The sequence below is a fragment of the Gryllotalpicola protaetiae genome (genome assembly GCF_003627055.1).
GTDB lineage: Bacteria > Actinomycetota > Actinomycetes > Actinomycetales > Microbacteriaceae > Gryllotalpicola > Gryllotalpicola protaetiae.
In genome coordinates this window covers 176232-201947 of sequence record NZ_CP032624.1, presented here as the reverse complement: position 1 = coordinate 201947, position 25716 = coordinate 176232, and the positions used below count along the sequence as shown (strand labels likewise).

26 protein-coding genes and 1 tRNA gene are annotated in these 25716 nt (G+C 70.4%); 20 read left to right on the top strand and 7 right to left on the bottom strand.

Annotated features, from left to right (window positions below):
- Positions 1–3 precede the first annotated feature (3 nt).
- On the bottom strand, positions 4–1215 hold the full coding sequence (locus tag D7I44_RS01045) for a sensor histidine kinase (RefSeq protein ID WP_120787788.1): 1212 nt from the start codon (positions 1213–1215) through the stop codon (positions 4–6).
- Between the two features lie 77 nt (positions 1216–1292).
- Between D7I44_RS01045 and serA the strand changes: the two genes are divergently transcribed.
- The 3 genes from serA to D7I44_RS01030 all read left to right on the top strand — a co-directional run bounded on the left by serA (position 1293) and on the right by D7I44_RS01030 (position 4550).
- Entirely contained in the window at positions 1293–2885 is a 1593-nt protein-coding gene (serA, locus tag D7I44_RS01040) for a phosphoglycerate dehydrogenase (protein WP_120787787.1), read from the top strand.
- 10 nt (positions 2886–2895) lie between these two features.
- Positions 2896–3744, top strand: coding sequence for a PhzF family phenazine biosynthesis protein (locus D7I44_RS01035; RefSeq protein ID WP_120787786.1), 849 nt, complete (start codon positions 2896–2898; stop codon positions 3742–3744).
- Positions 3745–3815: 71 nt separating this feature from the next.
- The gene (locus D7I44_RS01030; RefSeq protein ID WP_120787785.1) at positions 3816–4550 is read left to right on the top strand and encodes a class I SAM-dependent methyltransferase; all 735 of its coding nucleotides are present in this window, start codon (positions 3816–3818) and stop codon (positions 4548–4550) included.
- 78 nt (positions 4551–4628) lie between these two features.
- Here the strand turns inward: D7I44_RS01030 and D7I44_RS01025 are convergent, their stop codons facing one another.
- Positions 4629–5633: an NAD(P)-dependent alcohol dehydrogenase gene (locus D7I44_RS01025; RefSeq protein ID WP_120787784.1), complete on the bottom strand. Its 1005-nt coding sequence runs from the start codon at positions 5631–5633 to the stop codon at positions 4629–4631.
- A gap of 137 nt (positions 5634–5770) precedes the next feature.
- Here D7I44_RS01025 and D7I44_RS01020 point away from each other — a divergent pair, with 137 nt between their 5' ends.
- From D7I44_RS01020 to D7I44_RS01010, 3 genes are read left to right on the top strand one after another with little or no spacing between them, the layout of a single operon-like run.
- Entirely contained in the window at positions 5771–6829 is a 1059-nt protein-coding gene (locus D7I44_RS01020) for a 3-isopropylmalate dehydrogenase (protein WP_120787783.1), read from the top strand.
- A 22-nt stretch (positions 6830–6851) separates the two neighbouring features.
- Complete coding sequence (locus D7I44_RS01015) at positions 6852–7970, top strand: branched-chain amino acid aminotransferase (RefSeq protein WP_120787782.1); 1119 nt, start codon at positions 6852–6854, stop codon at positions 7968–7970.
- Positions 7967–8749, top strand: coding sequence for a fumarylacetoacetate hydrolase family protein (locus D7I44_RS01010; RefSeq protein ID WP_120787781.1), 783 nt, complete (start codon positions 7967–7969; stop codon positions 8747–8749). The genes D7I44_RS01015 and D7I44_RS01010 overlap by 4 nt, the downstream gene beginning before the upstream one ends.
- A 105-nt stretch (positions 8750–8854) precedes the next feature.
- Here the strand turns inward: D7I44_RS01010 and D7I44_RS01005 are convergent, their stop codons facing one another.
- On the bottom strand, positions 8855–9907 hold the full coding sequence (locus D7I44_RS01005) for an aminotransferase class V-fold PLP-dependent enzyme (protein WP_120787780.1): 1053 nt from the start codon (positions 9905–9907) through the stop codon (positions 8855–8857).
- 93 nt (positions 9908–10000) lie between these two features.
- Here D7I44_RS01005 and D7I44_RS01000 point away from each other — a divergent pair, with 93 nt between their 5' ends.
- From D7I44_RS01000 to D7I44_RS00975, 6 genes are all read left to right on the top strand, one after another.
- Positions 10001–10972, top strand: a complete 972-nt coding sequence (locus D7I44_RS01000) for a LysR family transcriptional regulator (RefSeq protein WP_120787779.1) — start codon at positions 10001–10003, stop codon at positions 10970–10972.
- 31 nt (positions 10973–11003) lie between these two features.
- The gene (gene gltX, locus D7I44_RS00995) at positions 11004–12518 is read left to right on the top strand and encodes a glutamate--tRNA ligase (protein ID WP_120787778.1); all 1515 of its coding nucleotides are present in this window, start codon (positions 11004–11006) and stop codon (positions 12516–12518) included.
- Positions 12499–13404 (top strand): NAD(P)/FAD-dependent oxidoreductase, encoded by a 906-nt coding sequence (locus tag D7I44_RS00990; protein WP_120787777.1) that lies wholly within the window; start codon positions 12499–12501, stop codon positions 13402–13404. Before gltX ends, D7I44_RS00990 begins: the two co-directional genes overlap by 20 nt.
- Positions 13405–13479: 75 nt before the next feature.
- Positions 13480–13551: transfer RNA gene (locus D7I44_RS00985), tRNA-Gln, on the top strand.
- Positions 13552–13641: 90 nt separating this feature from the next.
- Entirely contained in the window at positions 13642–13956 is a 315-nt protein-coding gene (locus tag D7I44_RS00980; protein ID WP_162939988.1) for a nuclear transport factor 2-like protein, read from the top strand.
- A gap of 169 nt (positions 13957–14125) precedes the next feature.
- Positions 14126–14473: an SdpI family protein gene (locus tag D7I44_RS00975; protein WP_120787775.1), complete on the top strand. Its 348-nt coding sequence runs from the start codon at positions 14126–14128 to the stop codon at positions 14471–14473.
- A 9-nt stretch (positions 14474–14482) separates the two neighbouring features.
- Here D7I44_RS00975 and D7I44_RS00970 read toward each other — a convergent pair whose 3' ends face one another.
- Complete coding sequence (locus tag D7I44_RS00970; RefSeq protein WP_120787774.1) at positions 14483–15019, bottom strand: hypothetical protein; 537 nt, start codon at positions 15017–15019, stop codon at positions 14483–14485.
- A gap of 96 nt (positions 15020–15115) precedes the next feature.
- Between D7I44_RS00970 and D7I44_RS00965 the strand changes: the two genes are divergently transcribed.
- Complete coding sequence (locus D7I44_RS00965) at positions 15116–15862, top strand: SDR family oxidoreductase (RefSeq protein WP_120790725.1); 747 nt, start codon at positions 15116–15118, stop codon at positions 15860–15862.
- On the top strand, positions 15859–16746 hold the full coding sequence (sigJ, locus tag D7I44_RS00960) for an RNA polymerase sigma factor SigJ (RefSeq protein WP_245979868.1): 888 nt from the start codon (positions 15859–15861) through the stop codon (positions 16744–16746). Before D7I44_RS00965 ends, sigJ begins: the two co-directional genes overlap by 4 nt.
- 58 nt (positions 16747–16804) lie before the next feature.
- Here the strand turns inward: sigJ and D7I44_RS00955 are convergent, their stop codons facing one another.
- Positions 16805–17617 (bottom strand): replication initiation protein, encoded by an 813-nt coding sequence (locus D7I44_RS00955; protein WP_120787773.1) that lies wholly within the window; start codon positions 17615–17617, stop codon positions 16805–16807.
- A 118-nt stretch (positions 17618–17735) separates the two neighbouring features.
- Here D7I44_RS00955 and D7I44_RS00950 point away from each other — a divergent pair, with 118 nt between their 5' ends.
- From D7I44_RS00950 to D7I44_RS00935, 4 genes are all read left to right on the top strand, one after another.
- Positions 17736–18776 carry a YihY/virulence factor BrkB family protein gene (locus tag D7I44_RS00950; RefSeq protein WP_245979866.1) on the top strand — a complete coding sequence of 347 codons (1041 nt, stop codon included), beginning with the start codon at positions 17736–17738 and terminating at the stop codon, positions 18774–18776.
- Between the two features lie 100 nt (positions 18777–18876).
- Positions 18877–20178: an alpha/beta hydrolase gene (locus D7I44_RS00945; protein ID WP_120787772.1), complete on the top strand. Its 1302-nt coding sequence runs from the start codon at positions 18877–18879 to the stop codon at positions 20176–20178.
- Entirely contained in the window at positions 20175–22685 is a 2511-nt protein-coding gene (locus tag D7I44_RS00940) for a bifunctional lysylphosphatidylglycerol flippase/synthetase MprF (RefSeq protein WP_245979864.1), read from the top strand. Before D7I44_RS00945 ends, D7I44_RS00940 begins: the two co-directional genes overlap by 4 nt.
- Positions 22686–22739: 54 nt before the next feature.
- Positions 22740–23324: a hypothetical protein gene (locus D7I44_RS00935; protein ID WP_120787770.1), complete on the top strand. Its 585-nt coding sequence runs from the start codon at positions 22740–22742 to the stop codon at positions 23322–23324.
- Here the strand turns inward: D7I44_RS00935 and D7I44_RS00930 are convergent.
- Positions 23321–23983: an FMN-binding negative transcriptional regulator gene (locus D7I44_RS00930; protein ID WP_120787769.1), complete on the bottom strand. Its 663-nt coding sequence runs from the start codon at positions 23981–23983 to the stop codon at positions 23321–23323. The genes D7I44_RS00935 and D7I44_RS00930 overlap by 4 nt on opposite strands.
- Before the next feature lie 109 nt (positions 23984–24092).
- Between D7I44_RS00930 and D7I44_RS00925 the strand changes: the two genes are divergently transcribed.
- Positions 24093–24263: a hypothetical protein gene (locus tag D7I44_RS00925; protein WP_162939987.1), complete on the top strand. Its 171-nt coding sequence runs from the start codon at positions 24093–24095 to the stop codon at positions 24261–24263.
- An 18-nt stretch (positions 24264–24281) separates the two neighbouring features.
- On the opposite strand, the gene D7I44_RS00920 is transcribed toward D7I44_RS00925, so the two are convergent.
- Complete coding sequence (locus D7I44_RS00920; protein WP_120787767.1) at positions 24282–24773, bottom strand: NADPH-dependent FMN reductase; 492 nt, start codon at positions 24771–24773, stop codon at positions 24282–24284.
- A 103-nt stretch (positions 24774–24876) separates the two neighbouring features.
- On the opposite strand from D7I44_RS00920, the gene D7I44_RS00915 reads away from it, so the two are divergent.
- Complete coding sequence (locus tag D7I44_RS00915; protein ID WP_120787766.1) at positions 24877–25686, top strand: alpha/beta fold hydrolase; 810 nt, start codon at positions 24877–24879, stop codon at positions 25684–25686.
- Positions 25687–25716: the final 30 nt, after the last annotated feature.

Below are 25716 nucleotides of genomic sequence, written 5' to 3'. Positions count from 1 at the left end.
TGATCACGCCATGGGCAGCACGAGGGTGAAGGTGGTGCCTTCGCCGACGGCGCTCTCGATCTCGAGGCGGCCGCCGTGGGCCGTGGCGATCGCGCGCACCACGGTGAGGCCGAGGCCGACGCCCGGGATCGCCCGCGCCGTCGAGGCGCGGAAGAACCTCTCGGACAGGTGCGCCACCTCGTCCGCCGGGATGCCGACACCGGTGTCGCGCACCGACAGCAAGGCATCCGCCCCGTGCAGCTCGGTCGAGACCGTGACGGTCCCACCGGCCGGCGTGAACTTGACGGCGTTCGAGATCAGGTTGTCGCACGCCTGACCGAGGCGGTCGGGGTCGCCGTTGATGACGACGGGCGCCGCGAGCGCGGTCGCCAGCACGACGTCGGCGTCTTCGGCGGCCGGCTCAGCCGACTCGACCGCCTGGCGCACCACCTCGTTCAGGTCGACCCGTGTCTTCTGCAGCGTGAACGCGCCCGCACCCGCCTGCGCCGTGGTCAGCAGGTCGCCGACGAGGTGCCGCAGCCGCCGGGCGTTGCGCTCGGCGACATCGACGAAGCCGCGCTGCTCGTCGGTGAGGTTCGCGCCGGTCATGCGCAGCAGCTCGAGGTAGCCGAGCACGCTCGTCAGCGGGTTGCGCAGCTCGTGCGAGACGAGGCCGAGGAACTCGTCCTTCACACGGTCGCGCTCCTCGCCGGCCTCGCGCAGGCGCCTCGCGATCTCGTTGATGATGATCGCCGCGACGATGTAGACGAACGGGGTGAGCAGGTCGCGGGCGACCTCGCCCAGGCTCACGGGCGCGCCGCTCAGGTACTCCGGCAGTAACAGTGCGAAACACGTTCCGATGCCCGCGATGAGCGGATTCCACGCACCGGGCTCGCTCGCCACCCATATCGTCGGGATGATCAGCAGCACGCCGAACGGCGAATCGCTGCCGCCCGTCGCGAGCCGCAGCAGCGCGATCGCGACGAAGCTCGCGCAGGGGATCAGGACGCTCCAGAACTGGTCGATCCGCCGCCAGGGCAGAGCGAACGAGGCGGCTGTGGCGATGGCTTCGACGATGACGGATGCCCAGAGCAGACCACCCGACGTCACCGGCATCCGCGTCGCGAGCAGCACGATGAGCGCGACGCCGAAGGTGACGACTGTCGGAATCTGCTTCACCCACGGCGTGAGCCGACCCGCCGTGAGGCGCAGGAACAGCGCGCGCAGCGGCCTCATGCCCGTCACTCTGGCAGATTCAACGCCGCTAGGCTGGTCGCAACGCCCACTGATGCCACCGTGAGAAAGATGCGTTCGTGACGAAACCGGTCGTGCTGATCGCCGAAGAACTGTCCCCTGCAACCGTCGAGGCGCTCGGTCCCGACTTCGAGGTCCGGAGCGTGGACGGCACCGACCGCCCCGCGCTGCTCGCGGCCCTCGCCGAGGCGAACGCGGTGCTCATCCGCTCGGCCACCAAGATGGACGCGGAGGCGATCGCCGCCGCACCGGTGCTGCAGGTGATCGCCCGCGCGGGCGTGGGCCTCGACAACGTCGACATCCCGTCGTCCACGAAGGCCGGCGTGATGGTCGTGAACGCCCCGACCTCGAACATCATCTCGGCGGCCGAGCTCACCATCGGCCACATCCTGAGCCTCGCCCGCCACATCCCGGCTGCGCACGCCTCGCTGAACGCGGGGGAGTGGAAGCGCTCCAAGTACACCGGCACCGAGCTCTTCGAGAAGACGGTCGGAATCATCGGCCTCGGTCGCATCGGCACGCTCATCACGCAGCGTCTGCAGGCGTTCGGCGTGCGCGTCGTCGCATACGACCCCTACGTCACGGCGGCGCGGGCGCAGCAGCTCGGCGTGGAGCTTCTCGACCTCGACGAGCTGCTCAAGGCATCCGATTTCATCACCATCCACATGCCGAAGACGCCTGAGACGACCGGCATGATCGGGGCGGCGCAGCTCGCGCTCATGAAGCCGACGGCATATGTCGTCAACGTCGCGCGCGGCGGCCTGATCGACGAGGCCGCGCTGGCCGAGGCGCTGCGGAACAACGTGATCGCCGGCGCCGGCCTCGACGTGTTCACGAGCGAGCCGCCCAAGAACGACGACCTCACCTCGCTGCCGAACGTCGTCGTCACGCCGCACCTGGGCGCGTCGACGGGTGAGGCGCAGGAGAAGGCGGGCGTCTCCGTCGCCCGCTCGGTGAAGCTCGCGCTCGAGGGCAACCTCGTGCCCGACGCGGTGAACGTCGCCGGCGGCATCATCGACCCGTTCGTGCGCCCCGGCATCGCACTCGTCGAGAAGCTCGCGCAGGTCCTCGCGGGCCTCGCCGGCAAGGAGGCGCTGACCTCGCTCGACGTCGACGTGCGCGGCGAGCTCGCCGCCTTCGACGTGTCGGTCTACAAGCTGGCGGCGCTCAAGGGCTACTTCACGAACATCGTCAGCGACAAGGTGTCGTACGTGAACGCCCCGCTGCTCGCCGAGCAGCGCGGCATCGAGGTCACGCTCACGACCGGCGATGAGTCGAAGGACTACCGCAACACCACGACCCTCAAGGGCATCCTCGCCGACGGCACCGTCGTGACCGTGGCGGGCACCCTCTCGGGCACGAAGATGGTCGAGAAGATCATCGGGCTGAACGAGTACGAGATCGAGGTGCCCCTCGCCAAGCACCACGTCGTGCTGGTCTACCGCGACCGCCCCGGCATCGTCGCGGTCTACGGCAAGGCGTTCGGCGAGGCAGACATCAACATCGCGAACATGCAGATCGCGCGCGACGAGCAGGGCGGCAAGGCCCTCTCGGTGCTGACGGTCGACTCGCCGGTGCCCACTCAGATCCTGAGCGCCGTCGCGGCGGCGATCGAGGCGGAAGAGCTCGTCGAGATCGACATCACCGAGTAGGGGCGAGCGGATGCCTGAGCAGCGCCGTTACGTCGAGGTCGACGTCTTCGGCCGTATCCCGCTCGCCGGCAACCCGGTGGCGGTCGTCGTCGACGGGTCCGGCCTCGACGACGTCGCCATGCAGCAGTTCGCGTCGTGGACGAACCTGTCGGAGACGACGTTCCTCGTTCCGCCGACCGATGCCGCTCGAGCTCAGGGCGCCGACTACCGTGTGCGCATCTTCACGCCCGGCGGTGAGTTGCCGTTCGCCGGCCACCCGACGCTCGGCACGGCGCACGCGTGGCTCGAGTCGGGCGGCGTGCCCGCGCGCGAGGGCGTCGTCGTGCAGGAGTGCGGCATCGGCCTCGTCACCCTGCGCCGGGACGAGGTCGGGCTGTCGTTCGCGGCGCCCGGGTTCCTCAGGTCGGGGCCCGTTGACGAGCCGACTCTGGCCGAGGCATCCGCCGCCCTCGGAATCGAGCGCAGCGCGATCGTCTCGTCGCAGTGGGTCGACAACGGCCCAGGATGGTTCGCGGTCGAGCTTCCGAGCGTCGACGAGCTGCTCGCTGTCGAGCCGAATCTCGCCGGCTTCGGCGAGCACGGCATCGGCGCGTTCGCGCACTACGTCGACGACGAACGGCTGATCGAGGTGCGGGCGTTCATCCCGCAGATCGGCGTCGTCGAAGACCCCGTGACCGGGTCGCTCAACGCCGGGCTCGCGCGCTGGCTGATCGAGTCCGGGCGGGTCACCGGGTCGTACCTCGCAGGCCAGGGCCACGCCCTCGGCCGCGACGGGCTTGTGCGGGTGACGCGCGACGGCGATCAGATCTGGGTCGGCGGGCAGACGCAGACCGTCGTGACGGGTACGGTCACCCTGTAGCGGAAGGGATTTCGCGGTGTGCGCGGCGAGAGCGGCGTGTCGCGCCGGACCCCTTCCCTTAGGCTCGGCGGGTGCCGGATGCCATGCACTTCGACCGCTCGCCCGAGGGGTATCGGGCGGCTCGTCCGCCGTATCCGGCCGAGCTGTGGGGCGACGTGGTCGCGACCGAGTTGGTCGTGCCGGGGCGGCGCGCCCTCGACCTCGGCGCGGGCACGGGCGAGGCGACCGGAGTACTGCTCGCGCGCGGCATGGACGTCGTCGCCGTCGAGCCCGGCCCGCGGCTGGCGGATGCCCTGGCGGCGCGACACCCGCAGGCATCCGTTCATCGCATGCGCGCGGAAGAGTTCGAACCGGATGCCGCGAGCTTCGACCTCGTGGTTGCCGCCACCTCGATCCACTGGATGGATCTCAACGTCGCGCTGCCCATGGTGCGCCGCGCGTTGAAGCCCGACGGTCGCCTGCTCGTGTGGCGCAACGTGTTCGGCGATGCGGAGGCCGAGGTCACGCCGTTCCGCCGCGAGGTCGCACGCATCGTCGCGCGGCGCCGCGCACCGCAGCGCGAGCAGACCGAGAGCGTGACAGCGACGGCGGATGCCATCGCGGCGTCTGGCCTGTTCGCAATCGAGTCGACCCGGCGCTATCGGTGGAGCATCGAGCTCACCGCGGCACAGGTGCACGGGCTGTTCAGCACCTTCAGCGACTGGTCACCGGCCGAGGTCGATGAGGTGGCCGGTGCGGTCACCGATCTCGGCGGGCAGGTTACCGAGCACTACTCGTCGTGGCTGCTCGTCGCGGCGCGCATCTAGCTTGGCTGTGCTTGACGGGTGCGAAATGCACCTTCGATCGCGATTCGACGTGCTTTTCGCACCCCTTGGCGCTGCGGCTCAGATCACCAGCACGATCTTGCCGAGGGCAGGCTCGTCCTCGTGGTGGCGCAGTGCGTCGGCGGCGTCCTCGAGGCGGTAGCGGTGCTGGATCACCGGGCGAAGAACGCCGGATTCCGCGAGCTCGCGCAGCTCGTCGAGATGGGCGCGATCCGGGTGCTCCTGCAGCGTGACGAGGTGCTGCTTCGTGAACCGGTCGGCGAAGAGGGCGCCGATGTTGACCGACATCGGCCCGAAGAATCCGCCGTCGTGCGGGTTGCCGCCGCCCGACAGCACGAGCGTGCCGTCTGGCGCGAGCGCGCGGCGCAGGCGGCCGAGCGAGTAGGTGCCGCTCAGGTCGAAGACGATGTCCCACCGGCGACCGAGCGCGGCGAAGTCCTGCGCGCGATAGTCGAGGACCTCATCGGCGCCGAGCGACCGCAGCAGCTCGGCCGAGCCCGCGCTGCCGACCGCCGTGACCGTCGCGCCGTACGACTTCGCGAGCTGCACCGCAAAGGTGCCGACGCCGCCCGACGCTCCGATGATGAGCACCGTCTGCCCGGCGTGCGTGTGCCCGAGGTCCTTCATGCCCTGCAGGGCGGTGTCCGCCGCGAGCGGCATCGCCGCAGCCTCTTCGAAGCTCAGCCCGCCGGGCTTGTGGGCGACGTTGGCGGCGGCCACCGTCGTGTACTCGGCGAACGCCCCGTGCGCCGCGGTCAGTCCGACCTCGCCGTAGACCTCGTCGCCGACGGCGAAGTCGCCGACGCCCGGGCCGAGCCCGGTCACCTCGCCGGCGAAGTCCTGCCCGCGCTCGCGGCGGGTCGGGCCGCTGCGCCCGAACTGCTTCGGCGCCATGAGGCGCGCCGCGCGCGGCATCCCACGCATCGTGTGCCAATCGGCGGCATTGACGGATGCCGCATGCACCCGCACCTGCACCTCGCCGGGCCCTGCGGTGGGAACCGGCAGGTCCGTCGCGAGTCGAAGCACCTCCGGCCCGCCGTAGCGGTCCTGCACGATCGCCCTCATGAGGCTTTGCTAGCGCCGGGCTGTCTGCGCCGCAAGAGCGCGACGCTCGCGAGGGGTGCCGAATGCACGTTCGTGAGCGGTTGAACGTGCGTTTCGCACCCGCCGTGAGCCGTGCCGCGAGCAAATAGGCTGGGGGCATGGTCCGCCCCGCATCGAACACCGTCAAACTCGCAGTCATCCCCGGGGACGGCATCGGCCCCGAGGTCGTCGCCGAGGCGCTGAAGGTGCTCGACGCGGTCACCGCCGGCAGCGACGTCACCTTCGAGAAGACCGAGTACCGGCTCGGCGCCGGCCGCTTCCTCGACGACGGCGAGGTTCTTCCCGCGGCCGAGTTCGAGGCGATCAAGCAGGCCGATGCGATCCTGCTCGGCGCCGTCGGCGGCACGCCCAACGACCCGCGGCTCGCGAACGCGAACATCGAGCGCGGTCTGCTGCTCAAGCTGCGCTTCGAGCTCGACCACTACGTGAACCTGCGCCCGACCGTCGTCTACCCGACGGTCGAGAGCCCGCTCAAGAACCCGGGGGAGGTCGACTTCGTCGTCGTGCGCGAAGGCACCGAAGGGCCGTACGTGGGCAATGGTGGAAGCATCCGCGTCGGCACGCCGCACGAGGTCGCCAACGAAGTGAGCGTCAACACGGCCTACGGGGTGGAGCGCGTTGTGCGGTTCGCGTTCGCGCAGGCATCCGCCCGCCGCCGCAGGCTGACCCTCGTGCACAAGACCAACGTGCTCGTCTTCGCCGGCAAGCTGTGGCGGCGTGTCGTCGACGAGGTGAGCGCCGACTTCCCCGAGGTCGAGGTCGACTACCTGCACGTCGACGCGGCGACCATCTTCCTGGTCACGGATCCTGCTAGATTCGACGTCATCGTCACCGACAACCTCTTCGGCGACATCCTCACCGACCTGGCCGGCGCAATCAGCGGCGGCATCGGGCTGGCGGCCTCGGGCAACATCAATCCCGACGGCACGTTCCCCAGCATGTTCGAGCCCGTGCACGGCTCCGCACCCGATATCGCCGGTCAGCAGAAGGCGGACCCGACGGCAGCCATCCTGTCCGTCGCACTGCTGCTGACGCATCTCGGGCTGACGGACGCCGCGGCCGAGGTCACCGCCGCCGTCCGGCAGGACCTCGCCGCCCGCACCGATGCGCGCTCGACCGCTGAAATCGGTGACTCGATCGTCAGCCTGCTCTCGTAGCCGTTTCACTTAAGGTTTAGTCATGTCCCTGTCGCTCCCTCTCACCGACATCTCGCCGCTGCAGTTCGCGGTGACGCAGAACCCCTCGCCCCGGTCCGACGCCGAGCGCGCCGAGATCCTCGCCAACCCGGGCTTCGGGCAGTTCTTCACCGACCACATGGTCCAGATCCACTGGAGCGAGCGCGGGGGCTGGCACCGGGCCGCCGTCGAGCCCTACGCCAAGATCTCGCTCGACCCTGCGGCCGCCGTGCTGCACTACGCGCAGGAGATCTTCGAGGGCCTCAAGGCCTACCGTCACGCCGACGGCTCGATCTGGAGCTTCCGCCCCGACCAGAACGGCCTGCGCCTGCAGCGCTCTGCGCGTCGCCTCGCGCTTCCCGAGCTGCCACTCGACACGTTCCTCGCGTCGCTGCGCAGCATCGTGCAGGCGGATGCCGCATGGGTGCCGGAGGGCGGCGAGACGAGCCTCTACCTGCGTCCGTTCATGTTCGCCTCCGAGGCGTTCCTCGGGGTGCGGGCAGCGCGCAAGGTGTACTACTTCGTGATCGCGTCGCCCGCCGGCGCGTACTTCAAGGGCGGCGTGCTGCCTGTGTCGATCTGGCTGTCGACCGACTATGCGCGTGCGGCCCACGGCGGCACCGGGGCGGCGAAGACCGGCGGCAACTACGCCGCCTCCCTGCTTCCCCAGCAGGAGGCGTACGCGCAGGGCTGCGACCAAGTGCTCTTCCTGCAGGACGGCTACCTCGAAGAGCTCGGTGGCATGAACCTCGTGCTCGTGAAGAAGGACGGCACGCTCGTGACGCCGGCCTCCGACAGCATCCTCGAGGGCATCACGCGCGACTCGCTGCTGCAGCTCGCCGAAGAGCGCGGGCACACGATCGAGCGCCGCCCGGTCTCGGTCGACGAGTGGCGCGAGGGTGTGGCGAGCGGCGACATCGTCGAAGCGTTCGCGTGCGGCACGGCCGCGGTCGTGAACCCGATCGCTCAACTCAAGTCGACCGACTTCACGATCGAACTGCCCGTGCTCGGCGAGGGCGAGTCGCTCGCGATGTCGTTGCGCAAGGAGCTCACCGACATCCAGTACGGCCGCATCGAGGACACGCACGGCTGGCTCTACCGCCTCGACGGGCAGAACCGATGAAGGTCGGGCGCTTCCAGCACGAAGGCGTGCTCAGCTACGGCATCCTCGACCCTGAGGAACAGGAGTGGGTGCTGCTCAAGGGCGACCCCATGTTCGCCGGGTACGAGCCCACGGGTGAGCGGGTCAAGATCACCGGGGTGACGCTCGTCGCGCCGGTGATTCCGCGGTCGAAGGTGGTCGGTGTCGGCAAGAACTACTACGACCACGTGCAGGAGATGAAGACGGTGACCGGTGGCGACGTGCCGACGCAGCCGCTGCTCTTCCTCAAGCCGAACACCGCGGTGATCGGCCCGAACGAGCCCATCGTGCTTCCCGCGATCTCGAACAAGGTCGAGCACGAGGGCGAGCTCGTCGTCGTCATCGGCAAGGTCGCGAAGAACGTGCCGGCCGAGCGCGCGCTCGAGTACGTCTTCGGCTACACGATCGGCAACGATGTGTCGGCCCGCGACCTGCAGGTCAGCGACGGCCAGTGGGCGCGCGCCAAGGGATTCGACACGTTCGCACCGCTCGGCCCCGTCATCGAGACTGAATTCGAGCTGGCGGATGCCGCGCTCCAGACCCGCGTCAACGGTGAGATCCGCCAGGACGGCAACATCTCCGACCTCATCTTCGACGTGCCGACGATCGTCGCCCATGCGTCCGCGGCGTTCACGCTGCTGCCCGGTGACGTCATCATGACGGGCACGCCCGCCGGTGTCGGCCCGATCGTCGCCGGCGACACGGTGGAGGTCGAGATCGAGGGCCTCGGGATCCTGCGGAACCCGGTCAAGGCGGCCTAGGAACCGGGCGCAATTCGCGCGATTGCTCCTACGGATTCCGGCGGCGGTAGGGCCAACCCTGTGTGCTAGGGCCGGTTCCTACGTCGCGGCCCCTCGCGGTGGTTCCTAGGCGAAGGCGCGCACGCGCACCGCGTCGGCGATGCGGGCGACGTCGCGCTCGTCGTTCCACACGTGGAACGCGACGCGGGCGTTGCCCGCGCGGCCGGAGACGGCGAGTCCGGCATCCGCCATCGCGCGCACATCGCAGCCGTCGGGGTCGGCCCACGTGACGATCGCCGAGTCTGCGGCAGGCAGGCCGAGCGCGGCGCACAGCTCCTTCGCGAGGCCGACGTTGTGCGCCCGCACCGCGGGGAGGTCGAGCCCGGCGAACAGTTCGAGCGACTCGGCGGCGCCGACCCACGCCTGCCACGCGGGGGAGACGTCGAAGCGGCGCGCATCGTCAGCGAGCGTGATGTCGGCGCCGTAGCACGAGCCGAACACGTCGGCGCCTGCGTACCACCCGGCCTGCACCGGCCGCAGCTGCGCGTGGAAGCTTGGGGACAAGGTCATCATGCTCGCGCCGCGCGGCGCGCACAGCCACTTGTACGTGTGGCACACCGTCGCGTCGGCGCGCGAGGCGTCGAAGTCGAGCCAGCCCGCCGACTGCGTGAGGTCGACGAGGGTGCGCGCGCCATGGCGCGCGGCGGCCTCGAGCACGGCGTCGACGTCGACGATGCGTCCCGACGCCGACTGCACGAGCGAGAATGCGATCAGCCAGGTGTCGTCCGTGACGGCGTCGGCGAGCGCCTCGAGCGGAACCTCGCGCACGCGCACCTCGCGGTGCGCCTGTTGCGCGAATGGCGCGAGCACCGAGCTGAAGTCGCCGCGCACGCTCAGCACCTCGGCGTGGTCGGGGGCCGATGCGGCGATGACGGATGCCTGTGCAGACACCTGCGACCCGATGGCCACCCGTCCGGCGTCGACGTGAACCAGCCGCGCGAAGGCGGACCGGCCGCGCTCGACAGCCGCCCCGTACCCATCCATCGTCGCGCGCCCCGCCGCCCAGAGCTCGAGGTCCGCGCTGATGGCGCGCCGCGTCGAAGCCGGAGCGAGACCCATCGTGCAGGCGGCGAGGTATCCGCTTGTGGCGGGGAACTCGTCGCGAAGAGAGTCGATCATGCGTCAAGCATCCGGCTGACTCAATTCATCACACAAGGACATGAGATCGATGAATACGATAACCACGAGTTATGGAGCGGTTAGGATGTCTGCGTGAGCCTCACTGCCGTTGAACAGCTGCCGGAGCTCGACGCGCAGACCCTGCGCATCGTGGGCGCGATCGCCGAGCACGGCTCGATCACCGCCGCTGCCGACGCCCTCGGGCTCAGCCAGCCGGCGGTCAGCCAGCACCTGCGCCGCGCCGAGCAGCGCCTCGGGCTCGCGCTTGCCGAGCGCATCGGCCGCTCCGTGCGCCTCACCGAGGCGGGCGAGGTGCTCGCGCGCCACGCGCGCACCATCACGAACGCCTTCGACGCGGCCGCAGGCGAGCTCGCCGAGCTCTCCGGCCTGCGCGCCGGGCGGGTGCGCCTCGCGGGCTTCCCGACGGCATCGTCGACCGTGGTGCCGAAGCTCGTCAAGCAGCTCGCGGCCACGCACCCCGGCCTGTCGGTCAGCTATCTCGAGGCCGAGCCGCCCGAGGCCGTCGAGGCCGTGCGCTCCGGGGCCGTCGACGTGGCGATCACGTTCAGCTACCCCGGCGACCGCGTGGACCCCCATCAGGAGAGCGCCCAGGGGCTCAGCGTCGACTCGCTCTGGCAGGACGAGATGCTCGTCGCACTTCCCTCCTCGCATCCGGCCGCCGCACACCACCGCGTGCCCATCGATGAGCTGAGCAGCGAGACCTGGATCGCCGGCTGCCCGCGCTGCCGCGGCCACCTGCTGCAGGTCACCGAGTCGGCAGGGTTCACGCCGACGATCGCGTACGAGACCGACAACTTCTCGGCGGTGCTCGGCATGGCGGATGCCGGCATCGGCATCGCCCTCGTGCCGACCCTCGCCCTCGCCTCGACCCGCGTGCCCGAGGGCATCGTGCTGCGCCCGACCGCGCGGGGCGACTCGCGCACGATCCACGTGGTGACGACGGAGGGCGCGAGCCGCGTGCCCGCCGTCTCGGCGACCCTCGGCGCGCTGCACTCGCTCGACCTCGCCCGGCTGTCTTTGGAGGACGCGGCGACGCCCGCTTAGGCATCCGCCCGCCCGATAAACTGTCGGGCGTATGTCTGACGCACGCGAGTACCCGTTCTCATCAGCGACCGGCGCCGAGGTGCGCGTGCGGTTCTGCCCCTCTCCGACCGGCACGCCGCACGTCGGCCTCATCCGCACCGCCCTGTTCAACTGGGCGTACGCGCGGCACACCGGCGGCAAGCTGATCTTCCGCATCGAGGACACCGACGCGGCACGCGACAGCGAGGAGAGCTTCGAGCAGATCCTCGACGGGCTCACCTGGCTCGGCATCGACTGGGACGAGGGTGTGAACAAGGGCGGGCCGCACGAGCCCTACCGCCAGTCGCAGCGCTACGACATCTACCGCGACGTGGTCGCGAAGCTGCTCGCATCCGGCCACGCCTACGAGTCGTTCTCGAACGCCGACGAGATCGATGCGCGCAACGTCGCGAACGGGCGGCCCAAGGAGCAGGGCTACGACAACTTCGACCGCACGCTGACCGACGAGCAGAAGGCGGCGTTCCGGGCTGAGGGGCGCGAGCCGGCGATCCGCCTGCGCGTGCCCGACGAGGACGTCACCTTCCACGATCTGATCCGCGGCGAGATCACGTTCCCGGCCGGCACGAACAGCGATTTCGTGATCGTGCGCCCGAACGGGCATCCGCTCTACACGCTCGTCAACCCCGTCGACGACGCGATCATGCAGATCACCCATGTGCTGCGCGGTGAGGACCTGCTGCCGTCGACCGGCCGCCAGATCGCGCTGTACCGCGCGCTCATCGATCTCGGCGTCACGACGTTCGTGCCGCGCTTCGGCCACATGCCGTCGGTGCTCGGCGAGGGCAACAAGAAGCTCTCGAAGCGCGACCCGCAGTCGAACCTGTTCCACCACCGCGACCGCGGGTTCATCCCCGAGGGGCTCGACAACTACCTCGCGCTGCTCGGCTGGGGCTACTCGGCCGACCGCGACGTGTTCTCGATGGCCGAGCTGGTCGAGAGGTTCGACATCGTCGACGTGAACCCGAACCCCGCCCGCTTCGACCAGAAGAAGGCGGAGTCGATCAACGGCGACCACATCCGGCTGCTCGACGTGGCGGATTTCGCCGAGCGCACCGTGCCGTATCTGCAGGCCGCGGGCGTGCTGGGCGAGCAGGTGACGGATGCCGAGCGCGAGGTGCTGCTGCAGGCCGCGCCCCTCGTGCAGGAGCGCGTGCAGCTGCTCGGCGAGACTCCCGGCATGTTCGGGTTCCTGTTCACCACAGCCGATGAGCTGAGCTATGAGGACGACGCGCTTGCGACCCTGAACGACGTTGCGCCGTCGATCCTCGAGGCATCCCTTGGCGCGCTCGCGCCGCTCGATGAGTGGACGACCGCCGCCATCGAGGAGGCGCTGCGCGCCGAGCTGATCGAGAACCTCGGGCTGAAGCCGCGCGTCGCGTTCGGGCCGCTGCGGGTCGCGGCATCCGGTCGCCGGATCTCGCCGCCCCTGTTCGAGTCGTTCGAGATCCTCGGCAAGGGTGAGAGTCTGGCGCGCCTGCGGAAGCTGAATGACCGCCTCGCAGCCTGACGTCGTCATCATCGGGGCGGGGCCGGCCGGACTGACGGCTGGCCTCAATCTGGTGCGCGCGCGTCGCAGCGTGCTGCTGGTCGACACCAACCGTCCGCGGCACGCGCCGACGCTGCATTCGCACGGCACGCTCGGCCTCGACGGGATTCCGCCGCTCGAGCTGCGGAAGATCGGTCGCGAGCAGTTCCTCGCGTACCCGGGGGCCGAGCACACGACGGGGCTCGTCTCGGCCGTCGCGCCCGACCTGACGGTGTCGGTCTCCGGCGTGCGCGGCGGCCCTGATCTGACGCTGCAGCCGCGCGCGGTGCTCGTCGCGACGGGGCTCACCGAGGTGCTGCCTTCCATCGAGAACCTGCGCGCGTATTACGGCACGGCGCTGCATTCGTGCATCGAGTGCGACGCGTATGAGGAGAGCGGGAAGGCGCTTGCGCTGCTCGGCTCGGGGCCCGATCTGGCCACGCGTGCGCTCGAGATCGCGCACTGGGCGCCCGATCTCATCGTCTTCTCGTCGTCGTTGAGCGAGGGTGACACCGCGCGGCTGGCCAGGGCCGGCATCGCCGTCGAGCGCGAGCCCGTCGTCGCGATCGAGGGCGAGCGGGCCGTCATGACCGGCATCCGTCTCGAATCGGGCCGCGTGGTCGTGCGCGAGGGCGGCTTCGTGCGGCCCGACTGGGTTCCGCAGGCGGCTTTCCTGAGCTCGACGGATGCTTCTTTCGACGACGCCGGCCGCGTGATCGTCGACGCGCGTTTCCGCACGACGGCGCCCGGGCTGTACGCCGCGGGCGACGTGACGGCGCGCGAGCCGATGCAGATCGCGGTCGCTGCAGGGGAGGGTGCGGTGGTCGCTCGGACCATCCATCTCGACCTGCTCGACGACGTGCTCTGAGGGCTCGCCGATTTCAGAGTCCGCGGGTTCATCGGGTAAAGTGTTCTCTTGTGCCCGAGCTTCGGTTCCGGCCATTGGGGTATGGTGTAATTGGCAACACAGCGGTTTCTGGTACCGCCATTCTTGGTTCGAGTCCAGGTACCCCAGCACTGAGTTGAGACAGTGCAAGAGCCCTCGCAGAGCGAGGGTTTTCTTGTTCTCCTGGCGACCGGCATGAACTCCGAATACGATCCGGCTGTGTCTGCGGAACGGGTCGCGCGTGTGGTCGAGGCGTATGTCGACGCGATTCGGGAGCGGACGGACGTCGGCGCATTCCTGGCCGCCGATGCCACGCTGTCGGTTCCCGCAACCGCCTGGGGCCTGCACGGCCGCGCGGCGATCGAGCGCTGGGTGCATCGCACGCACATCGGCGAGTACGGCGGCGTTCTTGCGACCGGGCGCGCGGTGAGCGTCCCGATGGCGATGTTCTTCGACATCACAGGCGACACGATCACCGGCATCCGCCTGTACTACCCGGCCGACCTGCTGCAGGCACAACTGGCGGGGGAGTAGGCCTGCTCTTCGTCGCCGTGTCGATCAGGGTCGACGTGATCGGCCGCTCTCCTGTGCTGCGGAACCGCGCCGCTCAGACGCTGGCGCTCTTCCTGATCCGCATCCCGGCACGCGCGTGAGCCGCCGCAACTGGTGGCAAACCGATAGCTGATCCCAGGATGCTTGCGGCATGGCGGACGACAGTGCGGGCGGGTTGGCGATCCTCGGGTGGGTCTTCTGCGCGCTGCTCGCGTTCGTGGTCCTCATCTGCACGCTCGCGAGCCGGGGCGCGATTCCGCTCAACAGCTCGGTGGGCATCCGCCTGCCTGCGCTGATGAAGAGCGACGAGACCTGGACGGCCGGACACGCCGCGGCGGTTCCCGCGGCGTGGGTCGGCTTCGCGGGCGGGTTCGCCAGTGCCGTCACCGGGCTGTTCTTCACCCCGGCCTACTGGGGTGTCGTGTTCTTCCTGCTGCTGTCACTCGTCTGGGCCGCAGTGGCTGGAAGCCGGGCTGCGCGGGCCGTCGGCTCGCGCTGAGCGCGCCGATCAGCGCGCGGGCGGGGTCGTCAGCCGCCGCAGTTCGGCAGCCCGCCGGTCCTGGCCGATCGCGAGCAGCGCGGGCACCGCGTACTCCTCGAGGAGCTGCACGCCCTCGTCGTCGTCCCCACCGGCGATCAGCAGCCGGCCGAGCGTCTCTGCGGCTGCGGCGACCACCGGCTTCTCATCGACCGAGAGCGCCCAGTTCAGTGCGGCGGCAGTGAACTCGTAGTCGCCGTCGCTGCCGGCGTCTCGAAGTTCCTCACCGACCTCGAGCAGCGCGAGGCCGATGTTCCGGAGGACCCCGGCATAGTCGCCCCCGAACCCGACTCTGACGAATCGCTCGTCGCCATCGCCGAGCACCAGGCGCAGCGTCCACAGCCGCCACTGGTCGCCGACCGACACCGTTGCTTCGAACGGCGCCTCGAGATCGATGCGGAACAGCAGGGACCGGTCGGCGGCGGTCGTGAGCGTCCAGGTCGGAGCCTCGGGGCCGGCCGCGTCGGCGACGGCCGCGAGCTCTGAGTACTCGCGCTCGAAAGCCATGTCTCGAGTATCGCGGATGCGTGTCCGAAGCGGCCTCACACTTCGGGCGCCTATCTCGTCCTGATAGGTATGAACGACGACGAAGGAGGTCCGCGCATGACCAGGATCGCGATCGCAGGCGGAACCGGCGTGGTCGGCGCGCACGTCGTCGACCTGGCACGACAGGCCGGCCACGAGGCCGTGGTGCTCGCCCGGTCGACGGGTATCGATCTCATCGCCGGCGACGGGCTGGCGGCAGCGCTCGACGGCGTCGAGGTCGCGATCGACGTGTCGTCGATCGGGACGCTGTCGGCGAAGGCATCCGTCGCATTCTTCGAGAAAGCGACGCGCAACCTGCTGAGCGCGGAAGCAGGTGCGGGGGTGCGCCATCACGTCGCGCTGTCGATCATCGGCGCGGCCGGGGCGCCTTCCGGCTACTACGCGGGCAAGGCGGTGCAAGAGCGGATGCTTGAGGAATCCGGCGACCGCTGGTCGATCCTGCGCGCCGCGCAGTTCCACGAGTTCGCGGCGCAGATGGTGCAGCGCGGCGCGATGGCCGGGGTGGTCGTGGTGCCGAAGATGCTCTCGCAGCCGGTTGCCGCGGTCGAGGTCGCCGAGGAACTCGTCGCGATCGCGGAAGGGGCGCCGCAGGGCTACGCGAGAGACCTCGCCGGGCCGCGGCCGGAGAACATGGCAGACATGGTGCGCACGTATCTGCGCGCGACCGGCCAGAGGCGCCCTGTGCTCGAGCTCCGTCTTCCGGGTGTGATGGGTCGGGCGAGCGCCGACGGATCGCTTCTGGGCGGCCCGTCGGCGAAGCGGGGCAGGCAGACCTTCGACGAGTGGCTGGAGCATCAGAGGTGACGGACCGCCCCGCAGTCGACGCAGAGGCGATCGGCGAGCGGCGCCACCTGGTGTCGCTCGCGTTCCGCATGCTCGGCACGGTCGCGGAGGCCGAGGATGCCGTGCAGGAGACCTACGCGCGCTGGTACCGGCTGCCGCCGGAGGAGCGCGACGCCATCGAGTCGCCGCGCGGCTGGCTCACGCGGGTTGCGAGCCGGGTGTGCCTCGACGTGCTGGCGTCCGCGCGGGTGCGGCGCGAGCAGTACGTCGGGCCGTGGCTGCCCGAGCCGGTGCCGACGAGCGCCTTCGTCGCCGCGCCGCCAGACCCGCTCGACCGGGTGACGCTCGACGACTCGGTGAGCAGCGCGCTGCTGATGGTGCTCGAGTCGCTGACGCCGGCCGAGCGGGTCGTGTTCGTGCTGCACGACGTCTTCACTGTGCCGTTCCCCGAGATCGCCGAGTCGGTCGGGCGCAGCGCAGCCGCCTGCCGCCAGCTCGCCACCGCGGCGCGGCGGAAGGTGCGCGGCGCGGCCGCCCGCAAGGTCTCGCGCGAGGAGCACGACGCCGTGGTCCGCGCCTTCGCCGCGGCCACCCGCTCCGGCGAGCTCGATCGGCTGATCGCCGTACTCGACCCGAACGTGGCGCTGCGCTCCGACGGCGGCGGGGTCGTCAGCGCGGCCCGCAACCCGCTGTTCGGTCCCGACCACGTCGCCCGATTCATCGTCGGCATCCTGCAGAAGCGGCCGGAGGTCGAGGTGCTCGAGCAGGAGACGAACGACGGCCTCGGCTTCGCCATGTGGAACGACGGCCGCATCATCGGCGTCGTCACCCTCGAGGTCGAGGGTGGGCTTGTCGCCGACATCAAGCTGGTGATGAACCCGGCGAAGCTGTCGCTCTGGAACTGAGGTGGGCAGAGGCGCTAGTCGAGCGCCGCGAGCGCGGCTCTGAGCTTCCCCACCCGAACTATGTTGCCGCGTGCATGCGCCTGCGCACGAGTGCCCCGTCGGGCAGGGCCTCGAGCGTGGCAGCCGACACGAGCGGGGCGGCCTGGTTCGCGGCATCCGCGAACATCATCTCGAACTCGGGCATAGGCAGTCGGTGCCCGAAGAGCTCGTGCAGGCGGCCCCACCCGAGCCGCTCGGAATCCACGCTCGTGTTGTACTGCACCCACAGGCTCAGCCAGCCGTAAACGTCAATGGCCATGGCCGACAGGTCGCCGTTCCTGACCGCCTCCCAGTCGAGCGGCGCCTGGTGCTCGGTGATCGACCGGAAAAGGTGGTCGGCGAGCGTGACCTGCCCCGCCTGTCCGTCCCAGAAGCGGAAGCTCTCGGCGACGCGCATGGTGATCGCCGTCGGAGTCCGTTTGCCGACGGTCGCGTCACCGAGCGTGATCGACGCGCCGAACAGGCGCTGCGCCTGCCACAGCACGTCGCTCACCGCGGCGGACGGAAGGCCCAGCTCGGCGACGAAGTCCTGCGGGGTGGCGCCCAGTTCGATGACCGGCGAGCCCGTCTCTCGCGCCCTCCGCGCGAGCCACAGCATGATGCGGCGGGGGATGACCCCGTACGGGTAGCCGTACTCGTCCGGCCGCATCGTCACGATGCGCTTCCAGTCGCCACGCACGATCATGCCCGGCGGCGTGCTCTGCTCCTCCGCGGGGTCGGTGAGCGGGATGCCGAAGATGATCATCAGCTTCACGTGACCGGTCTCGTGCGCGGTCGGCGGCGCGCTCGCCGCCGGCTCCTGCCCCTTGCGCAGTCGCGACAACAGCCCCATCAGACTTCCCCCCAGGGTGGCATCGGATACACGGTATGGGAGTACCCGGGTGGGTTTTCGCGGATGCCGAGCCGGAAACTCATCTCACAAGAGGGGCCATCTCACGGAAGGGGGAGTCGTGACGGAGATCGGCGAGAGTGACGTGCACGAGAGTGCGCCCAGGCCGGACGATCCGCGCAAGCCGCAGACGCCGCCGCGCGTGCACAAGCGCACGTGGAAGTACATCGGTCGGCGCACGCTCGCCGAGTTCTCGGCTGACCAGTGCCAGGATGCGGCGGCGGCGCTCACCTACTACGGCGTGCTGTCCGCATTCCCTGCGTTGCTCGCGATCTTCTCGCTGCTCGGAGTCGTGGGCCAGGGCGACAGCGCCGCGAAGGCCGTGCTGAACATCATCGGGCAGGTGGCCCCCGGTTCGACGGTCGATCTCGTGCGTGGGCCGATCCATCAGTTCGCCTCGTCGTCGGCCGCCGGCCTCGGGCTGGTCGTCGGCATCGTGCTCGCGGTGTGGAGCGCCTCAGGCTACGTCGGCGCGTTCTCGCGCGCGATGAACCGCATCTACGAGATCGACGAGGGGCGGCCGTTCTGGGTGCTGAAGCCGTCGCAGGTGCTGCTCACCCTCGCGCTCATCGTGCTGGTGGCGATCATGGCCGTGCTGCTCGTCATCTCGGGCCCGCTCATCCGCGCGATCGGGGACGCGGTCGGCATCGGCTCCGCCGCCGTCGCAGTGTGGTCGATCGCCCGCTGGCCTGTTATGGTGCTGGCGCTCATCGTCGCCGTCGCCCTGCTGTACTGGGGCACGCCGAACGTCAAGCAGCCCAGGTTCCGCTGGATCTCGCTCGGCGGCGTCATCGCCATCGTCGTCCTCGCGATCGCGACGCTCGGTTTCGGCTTCTATGTCGCCAACTTCGCCAACTACAACAAGTCATACGGCTCGCTCGGCGGGGTGATCATCTTCCTCGTCTGGCTGTGGATCGCGAACCTCGTGCTGCTCTTCGGCGCCGAGTTCGACGCCGAGGTCGAGCGCGGCCGAGAGCTGCAAGCGGGCATGGATGCGGCTGAGGAGATCCAGCTGCCGCCCCGCGGCACGCGGCAGAGCGAGAAGAGTCTGGAGAAGGCCGAGAAGCTGATCGCGGAGGCGCGCGACACGTACCGGCGCTGAGCAGCGCACCCGTCGCATTCCAGCGACCCTCCGGAGCATCCATAGTCCGCGCACAAGTGGGTGCACCACTGTGGCCAGTGCACCTTAGAGAAAGATAAAGATGTTGCTGCACGGGCTTCTCGAACTGCGAATCACCGGGGGCGCGTTCCTCATCGTCGTCGACGCCGCGGCTATTGCGGCCGGGTTGTTCCTGATCGTGCGTCGGCCGACCTGGCGCTGGGCGGCGACCGCGGCGACGGCTGCCGTCGGCGGAGCCGGCGTGGGCTACCTGCTGTGCTGGTTCGTCGGTGACGAACTCGACCTGCTGGGGTTCTCACCCACGCCGATCAGCCGCATGTGGGTGGCCTTCAGCACAGCGGGTCTCGCGCTCGTGGTCGTGAACGTCGTGCTTCGGCCGAACTGGCGCCGGGCTGTCGCGGCCGTCTGCCTTCCGCTCATCGCAATCGCCGCGGCCGTCGGGCTCAACGTCGATGCGGGCGGCTACACGCACCTCGGCCAGGCCCTCGGGGCGCCGGGTCGCGTGCTGGCGGGGGTGGCCCAGCTGCCGCCGCACTCCGAGGCCGACGGTGCGGCACCTGCAGGCGCGGAGTGGCGCGCAGGCAGCCCGCTGCCCGGGAGCGGACGGCTGTACAGCGTGCGCATTCCCGGCACCGTCTCGCATTTCCAGGCCCGCGACGCAGAGCTCTACCTGCCGCCTGCCGCGCTGGTGCGGAACGCTCCCGCGCTTCCCGTGATCGTCGGATTGTCGGGGCAGCCGGGCGCCCCGGCCGACCTGTTCGAACTCGGTCATCTCGACGCCTACTTGAACGCCTACGCCCAGGCGAATCACGGCATCGCCCCCATCGTCGTGGTCCCCGATCAGCTGGGGGCCGCGAACCGGAATCCGATGTGCGTGGACTCTCCGCTCGGCAACGTCGCGAGCTACGTGAAGACCGATGTCGTCGATTGGGTGCGGGCGCATCTCAACGTCGAGAGCAGCCCGAGCGGGTGGGGGCTGCTCGGATTCAGCGAGGGGGCGACGTGCGCCAACCAGTTCCTCGCCAGCGATCCGGGCCAGTTCAGCGCCGAGCTCTCGATCTCGAGCGAACTGGCTCCCTGGAATGGGCCGAAGACCGTGGCGGAGGCATTTGACGGCTCGACCGCGGAGTATGCGGCGGCGAGCCCCGAGGCGCTGCTGCGCCGTGGGGCGCCGTACCGCCACAGCTTCGCGGAGTTCGCGGTGGGCGCCGACGACGCGCGCTACCGACCCAACGCGATCGCGCTCGACGCCGCCGCGAAGGCGGCGGGGATGACCACGACGCTGCTGCTCTCACCAGGCACGGCCCACGACTGGAACACCGTGCGGTACGCGTTCGCGCACGACCTCGCTCCGCTCATCGAGCATTTGGGGCAGGCGGCGTGAGCGGGTCCGACCGTAAGCCCCGCGGGCAGCGGCTCGGGGCACATCTCATGCGGCATCCGTTCAGCTCGACCATGGCGGCGGTCTACCTCGTCGTCGCACTTGTGACGGCGCCCTTCGCCGGGCCGGACGGGCTGCTGCGGCAGCGACTGTGGGTCGTGCTCGGCTCAGACGAGCCGGTGTCGCACTGGTGGAGTCCGATGACAGGCACGCTGATCGCCCGGGGCTTGCCCGAGCTGACGGTCGCCGTGGTCGGCAGCCTCGTGCTCCTCGGCGCGTCAGAGCGGCTCATGGGCTGGCGGCGCACGGCCGTCGCGTTCGCAGTGACCGCGATCGTCGGCACGACTGCCGGTGCGGGTCTCATCGTGCTCGGCGAGCTCGACCACATCTCGTGGGCGCGCAGCATCGCGCGGATCGCGACGGTGGACCCGCAGTCGGGGATCTTCGGCGCGATCGCGACCGCGAGCGCCTTCGCGGGCGCGCTCTGGCGGCGACGCATCCGGCTGGTCGTCGTGCTCGTGTCGCTGGTGTTCCTGCTCTACTCCGGCGAGCCCGCGGATGTGTACCGCCTCACCGCCACTCTCGCCGGACTCGCGCTCGGGCTGGTGCTCACACGCCGTCGTCGACCGGGGTGGGCGCGCAGCTCCCGGCACGAGGTGCGTCGACTGCTCGCCGCGGCCACCGCGCTGACCGCTGTCGGCCCCATGATCGCCCTCTTTTCGCGCAGCAGAGTCGGGCCGTTGGGGCCGATCGGGATGCTGCTGGCCGCGCCCGACGCGCAGAGCCCCCGCCAGATCGCGGCGCGATGCGACCTGTTCCAGCTCACGCACGCGTGCGTGGGGCAGCTCACTCTCGCGCGGATCGCCGGCCCCGGCCCCATCGTCGTGTCGGTCGTGCCGCTCATGCTGCTGCTGCTCGCCGCCTGGGGGCTCGTGCGCGGTAGGCGCTTCGCGGTCTGGCTGGCGGTCGGCATCGAGGTGCTGCTCGGCGGTCTGGCGGCCGTGTACTTCGGGCTGCTGCCCGCCGTCGCGCCGAACCCGGCGATCGAGGCGTACCGCGACGTGCAGTTCCAGTTCGACGCGGTGATCTCGATCGGGCTGCCGCTGGTGATGGCCGCGGCGCTGCTGGTCGCCCGGCGCAGCTTCGCCGTTCCGAGCGACGGGCGAGCCGTGGCGGGGTTCGCCGTCGCGGCGGCCGGTGCGCTGCTGGCCCTCGGCGGCGGCTATCTCGTCGTGCTGCTGCTCGGAGGCACCCATGTCTTCGGCGCGCACCCCGGCGTCGGCCGCCTCGTCGCCTCTGCGTCAGAGCGCTTCGTGCCCGTCTCGTTCCTGGGCGGGGACGGCGCTCTGGTCGTGCCGCTCTCGCCGGGCGGCAGGCTGCTCGGTCATCTGATCGGCCCGCTGTTCTGGCTCGTCGTGGCCGGGGCGGCACTGCGCCCACTGTTCGGCGCGGGCCCTCGCCAGCTCGTGGGCGATGCGGCGCCGATCCGGCGCATCGTCGAGAGCGGCGGCGACGCGCTCTCGTTCATGTCGCAGTGGCCGGGCAACGCGCGCTGGATCGCGGAAGACGGCGCGGCGGCGGTCGCCTATCGCGTGGTCGGGCGCATCGCGCTGACGGTCGGCGGTCCTATCGGTCGGGCGGACGACCCGCGCGCCGTGATCGAGGGCTTCGCACGGCACTGCGATGACAACGGGTGGATGCCGGTGTTCTACAGCGTCGACGCCGGTCTGTCCACGGCCTTCGCCGCCCTCGGCTGGCAGCATCGAGCCGTCGCCGACGAGGCCGTGCTGAATCCGACGGAGATCGACTTCGGCGGTCGCAGATGGCAGAAGGTGCGGTCGGCGGTGAACCGCGCCGATCGTGAGGGCATCCGCTCGCTGTGGTCCTCGCTCGGTGAGCTTCCGTGGCACCTCGCCCGCCAGCTCGAGGAGATCTCGGAGGAATGGGTCTCGAACAAGGAGCTGCCCGAGATGGGCTTCACGCTCGGTGGCCTCGACGAGGCGCGAGACCCGGTTGTGCGCCTCATGGTCGCGGTCGACTCCGACGAGAGAGTGCATGCCTTCACGAGCTGGCTTCCGGTCTACCGAGACGGCGTGGTGGTCGGCTACACCAACGACCTCATGCGGCGCCGGCGCGACGGCGCGCACGGCGCGATGGAGTTCGTGATCGCCGAGGTCATCGCCCGGCTGCGCAACGAGGGCATCGGCATGCTGAGCCTGTCGGCCGCGCCGCTCGCGCGCGTCAGCGCTGCCGAGTCCGACGGCCTTGACGATCTGCTCGACCGGCTGTCGCGGCGCCTCGAGCCCGCATACGGATTCCGCAGCCTGCTCGACTTCAAGCTCAAGTTCCAGCCAGAGTTGCGCCCGTTGCTGATCGCCTACCCCGACGCGGCGGCCCTGCCCGAGATCGGGATCGCGCTCGTGCGCGCCTACCTTCCGTCGCTGTCGCTCGCCCAGGCGTCACGCCTCGTCCGCGGCCTCTGGCAGGAGCCGGTCAGCCGCACCCTCTAGTGTCTCGACACGATGGGCGGACGCAGGCGGGGACGAAAGCGCGGGCGGCGCCTCGTGGGCGCCGTGCTCGGCACGGCCGGCCTCGTCGTCGTCCTCATCGTCGCGGGGGTCGTCGGCATCGCGATCGCGGCGGGGAACGCGGCGTCGCAGGCGTCGGCCCCGCCGGCATCCCTCGGCCCACAATGCCCCGCGGCAGACCCCGTGACCGTCGGCGATGTCGTTGTGCCGCGCGGGCCGGTCGCCGGGTACTGCCAGGACCGGCTCGTGAACGCGGCGCAGGTCATCAGGGCGGCCGAGTCGCTCGGCATCGGCACGCGCACGCAGACGATCGGCGTGATGACGGCCATCGGCGAGAGCGGGCTGGTGAACCTGGACCACGGCGATGCCGCCGGGCCGGACAGCCGCGGGCTGTTCCAGCAGCGCGACAACGGCGCGTGGGGCACGTACGCCGAGCGGATGGACCCGTACACCGCGGCGCTGCACTTCTTCCAGAAGGCGATCACGGTGCCCGGCTGGCAGACGATGGCGCCGACCCAGCTTGCGCACACGGTGCAGCGCAACGCAGACCCCGACTATTACGCGCAGTACTGGCCGGATGCCGAGCAGGTGGTCGCGGCGCTGACGGGCCAGCCGGACTAGAGCCCGGCCTCCATCGCGGAGGCCACCGCATCGGCGCCGGGGAAGGGCTCGTGCTCGAGCCCGGCCACCACGCCGCGGCGGTCCTCCTCCGACCGGTTCTGGCTCAGCTTCGCCTTGCCCTCGACCCGCTCGACGGCGACCTCGATGCCGACGATGCCGGAGAGCTGCATCTCGACGTAGTCGGCGGGGGCGTCGGCCACGGCCCACTCGTCGGGCCTGCCGGCCTCGTGCGTCTCGGTCAGCTCGGTGACGGCGGCGCGCAGCCACTCGGGGTCGTCGTGCACCGTGATGGGGCCGCTCAGGTGCACGGCCGAGTAGTTCCAGGTCGGCACCACCTTCCCGGTCTCTGCCTTCGTCGCATACCAGCCGGGATGGATGTAGGCGTCGGGCCCGGTGACGATCAGCAGCGCGGGGGAGCCCTGCGCGATCGCCCGCCAGTGCCGGTTCGCGCGGGCGAGATGGGCGATCACGGTGCCGTGGGCGGCTGCGCCCGCCTCTGTCCCCGCAGCGGCCGGGGCTGCGCGCCAGATGATCGGCAGCAGCGTCGCCTGCGGGACCCCGTCGGCGCCGGCGGTGACCAGCCAGGCGACGCGGGCCTCGGCGACCATGCGCCTGATCTCTGCCTCGTCGTCGACCAGGTTGAACCGCGGGGTGTACATGCGTCGAGGGTAGCGGGGGTACCGCGTGCTCATGGGCAGGATCTATGACGAGACCGCGACCCCCGTCGGACACGGGCAGAAGTTCGTGATCGGCGGTATACAGCTGAACGTGAACCGCGCCCCCGGTGGCGGATGGCTGGTGGACGCGGGCGGCACGGACGTTGTGACCATCCGCTCGGGGGAGGGCGGCGGATTCTTCGTCGGGGCCGGTGCGGCGCCTGCCTACCGCAGCGCATTCCCGTCCGCGATGCAGCTCGCGCTGCGGCGGCTGGGGCTCTGAGAATCGGACCTCTGTTCGTCAGAGAGCGGTGATCGCCGCGATCACCGGCGACCAGCGCGCGGCGTACTCTGCCGCCTTCGGGTCGTCGATGTACGCGGAGTCGAGCTGGTACAGGCCGGGCGCAGGGGTGATCGCGCCGAGCTCGACGAGCACCGGCTTGAGCAGCAGATCGGGTGCGAGGGCGTGCGCAGGGCCCGCACCCAGCATGAGCGGGACGGCGACGACACCCTCGAGGCCGGTCGCAGTGGCGAACTGGTCGAGGAACAGCTTGAGCAGGCCGGTGTAGGTGGCCTTGAAGGTGGGCGAGGCGAAGATCGCGAGGTCGGATGCCTGCACCTGCGCCACTGCGGCCTTGACCCGCTCGTCGCCCCAGCCGATCAGGCCGGCGCCGAGGTCGATGAGGTCGATCAGCTCGACCTCGTCCGCGCCGAGGGCCACGGCGAGACGCTGCGCCGCATCGGCGGTGCGGGAGGCGGGCTTCGGGTTGCCGACGACGGCGACTGCTCTCATAGCGACAGTCTGGCGGGGCTTCTGGGGGTGGTCCACCCACGCCGTAACACGGCGCTCTCTTCCCGTCGCGCGACGGCGCGCACGCCGCGCATAGGGTGGCAGCATGACGGATCCCGCCCCCGATCGCCACGAGACCGAGGTGCGCGGTGCGCGCCTGAGCTGGACGGAGACCGGCACCGGCCCCACCGTCGTCTGGGCGCACGGCATGAGCTCGAGCGGCTGGGCACAGGAGCTCGGTGGCCAGTTCGACTGGTCGCCTGTCTCTGACTCCGGTCACCGCCTGGTCCGCTTCGACGCACGCGGCCACGGCTCGTCGACGGGAACGTCGAACGAGGGCGACTATGTCTGGCCGGAGCTCGCGCAGGATCTGCTCGCGCTCCTCGACCACATCGCGCCGGGGGAGCAGGTCGCCGGCGTGGGCTCGTCGATGGGCACCGCGACGCTCATCTACGCCGCTCTGGCCGAGCCGTCGCGCTTCCGGCGCCTCGTGCTCACCAGTGCACCGACGGCGTGGCAGACGCGCGCGGCGCAGGCGGGCATGTACCTGGGCTTGGCGAGTCTGATCGAGAGCGAAGGGCTGGATGCCTTCCGCAGACTCATGGCTTCGCCCGAGGCGCATGTGCCCGCACCGTTCGAGGGCCTCGACCCCGACGCGTTCACCCCGCAGGTGAGCGTGGAACTGCTGCCGACGGTCTTGCGCGGCGCCGCTCAGACCGACCTGCCCCCGATCGACGCGATCGCCGCGCTCGATGTGCCCGTTCTGCTCCTGCCATGGTCGGACGACCCCGGCCACCCCGTCGCCACCTCAGAGGCTCTGCTCGAGGCGCTGCCCGACGCGCGCCTGCAACTCGGCACTACGCTCGCCGAACTGCGCGCGTGGGGCCATGTGGCCACCGACTTCCTGGCTTCCTGAACCCTCCGCTGGGCAGAGTTCTGCCTCGCG

Bases quoted from the DNA above. Each gene is read 5' to 3' on its own strand.
- D7I44_RS01045 (WP_120787788.1), bottom strand. From the start codon at position 1,215: ATGAGGCCGCTGCGCGCGCTGTTCCTGCGCCTCACGGCGGGTCGGCTC.
- D7I44_RS01035 (WP_120787786.1), top strand. From the start codon at position 2,896: ATGCCTGAGCAGCGCCGTTACGTCGAGGTCGACGTCTTCGGCCGTATC.
- D7I44_RS01025 (WP_120787784.1), bottom strand. From the start codon at position 5,633: ATGAGGGCGATCGTGCAGGACCGCTACGGCGGGCCGGAGGTGCTTCGA.
- D7I44_RS01020 (WP_120787783.1), top strand. From the start codon at position 5,771: ATGGTCCGCCCCGCATCGAACACCGTCAAACTCGCAGTCATCCCCGGG.
- D7I44_RS01015 (WP_120787782.1), top strand. From the start codon at position 6,852: ATGTCCCTGTCGCTCCCTCTCACCGACATCTCGCCGCTGCAGTTCGCG.
- D7I44_RS01010 (WP_120787781.1), top strand. From the start codon at position 7,967: ATGAAGGTCGGGCGCTTCCAGCACGAAGGCGTGCTCAGCTACGGCATC.
- D7I44_RS01005 (WP_120787780.1), bottom strand. From the start codon at position 9,907: ATGATCGACTCTCTTCGCGACGAGTTCCCCGCCACAAGCGGATACCTC.
- gltX (WP_120787778.1), top strand. From the start codon at position 11,004: ATGTCTGACGCACGCGAGTACCCGTTCTCATCAGCGACCGGCGCCGAG.
- D7I44_RS00990 (WP_120787777.1), top strand. From the start codon at position 12,499: ATGACCGCCTCGCAGCCTGACGTCGTCATCATCGGGGCGGGGCCGGCC.
- D7I44_RS00975 (WP_120787775.1), top strand. From the start codon at position 14,126: ATGGCGGACGACAGTGCGGGCGGGTTGGCGATCCTCGGGTGGGTCTTC.
- D7I44_RS00970 (WP_120787774.1), bottom strand. From the start codon at position 15,019: ATGGCTTTCGAGCGCGAGTACTCAGAGCTCGCGGCCGTCGCCGACGCG.
- D7I44_RS00965 (WP_120790725.1), top strand. From the start codon at position 15,116: ATGACCAGGATCGCGATCGCAGGCGGAACCGGCGTGGTCGGCGCGCAC.
- D7I44_RS00955 (WP_120787773.1), bottom strand. From the start codon at position 17,617: ATGGGGCTGTTGTCGCGACTGCGCAAGGGGCAGGAGCCGGCGGCGAGC.
- D7I44_RS00945 (WP_120787772.1), top strand. From the start codon at position 18,877: ATGTTGCTGCACGGGCTTCTCGAACTGCGAATCACCGGGGGCGCGTTC.
- D7I44_RS00930 (WP_120787769.1), bottom strand. From the start codon at position 23,983: ATGTACACCCCGCGGTTCAACCTGGTCGACGACGAGGCAGAGATCAGG.
- D7I44_RS00920 (WP_120787767.1), bottom strand. From the start codon at position 24,773: ATGAGAGCAGTCGCCGTCGTCGGCAACCCGAAGCCCGCCTCCCGCACC.
- D7I44_RS00915 (WP_120787766.1), top strand. From the start codon at position 24,877: ATGACGGATCCCGCCCCCGATCGCCACGAGACCGAGGTGCGCGGTGCG.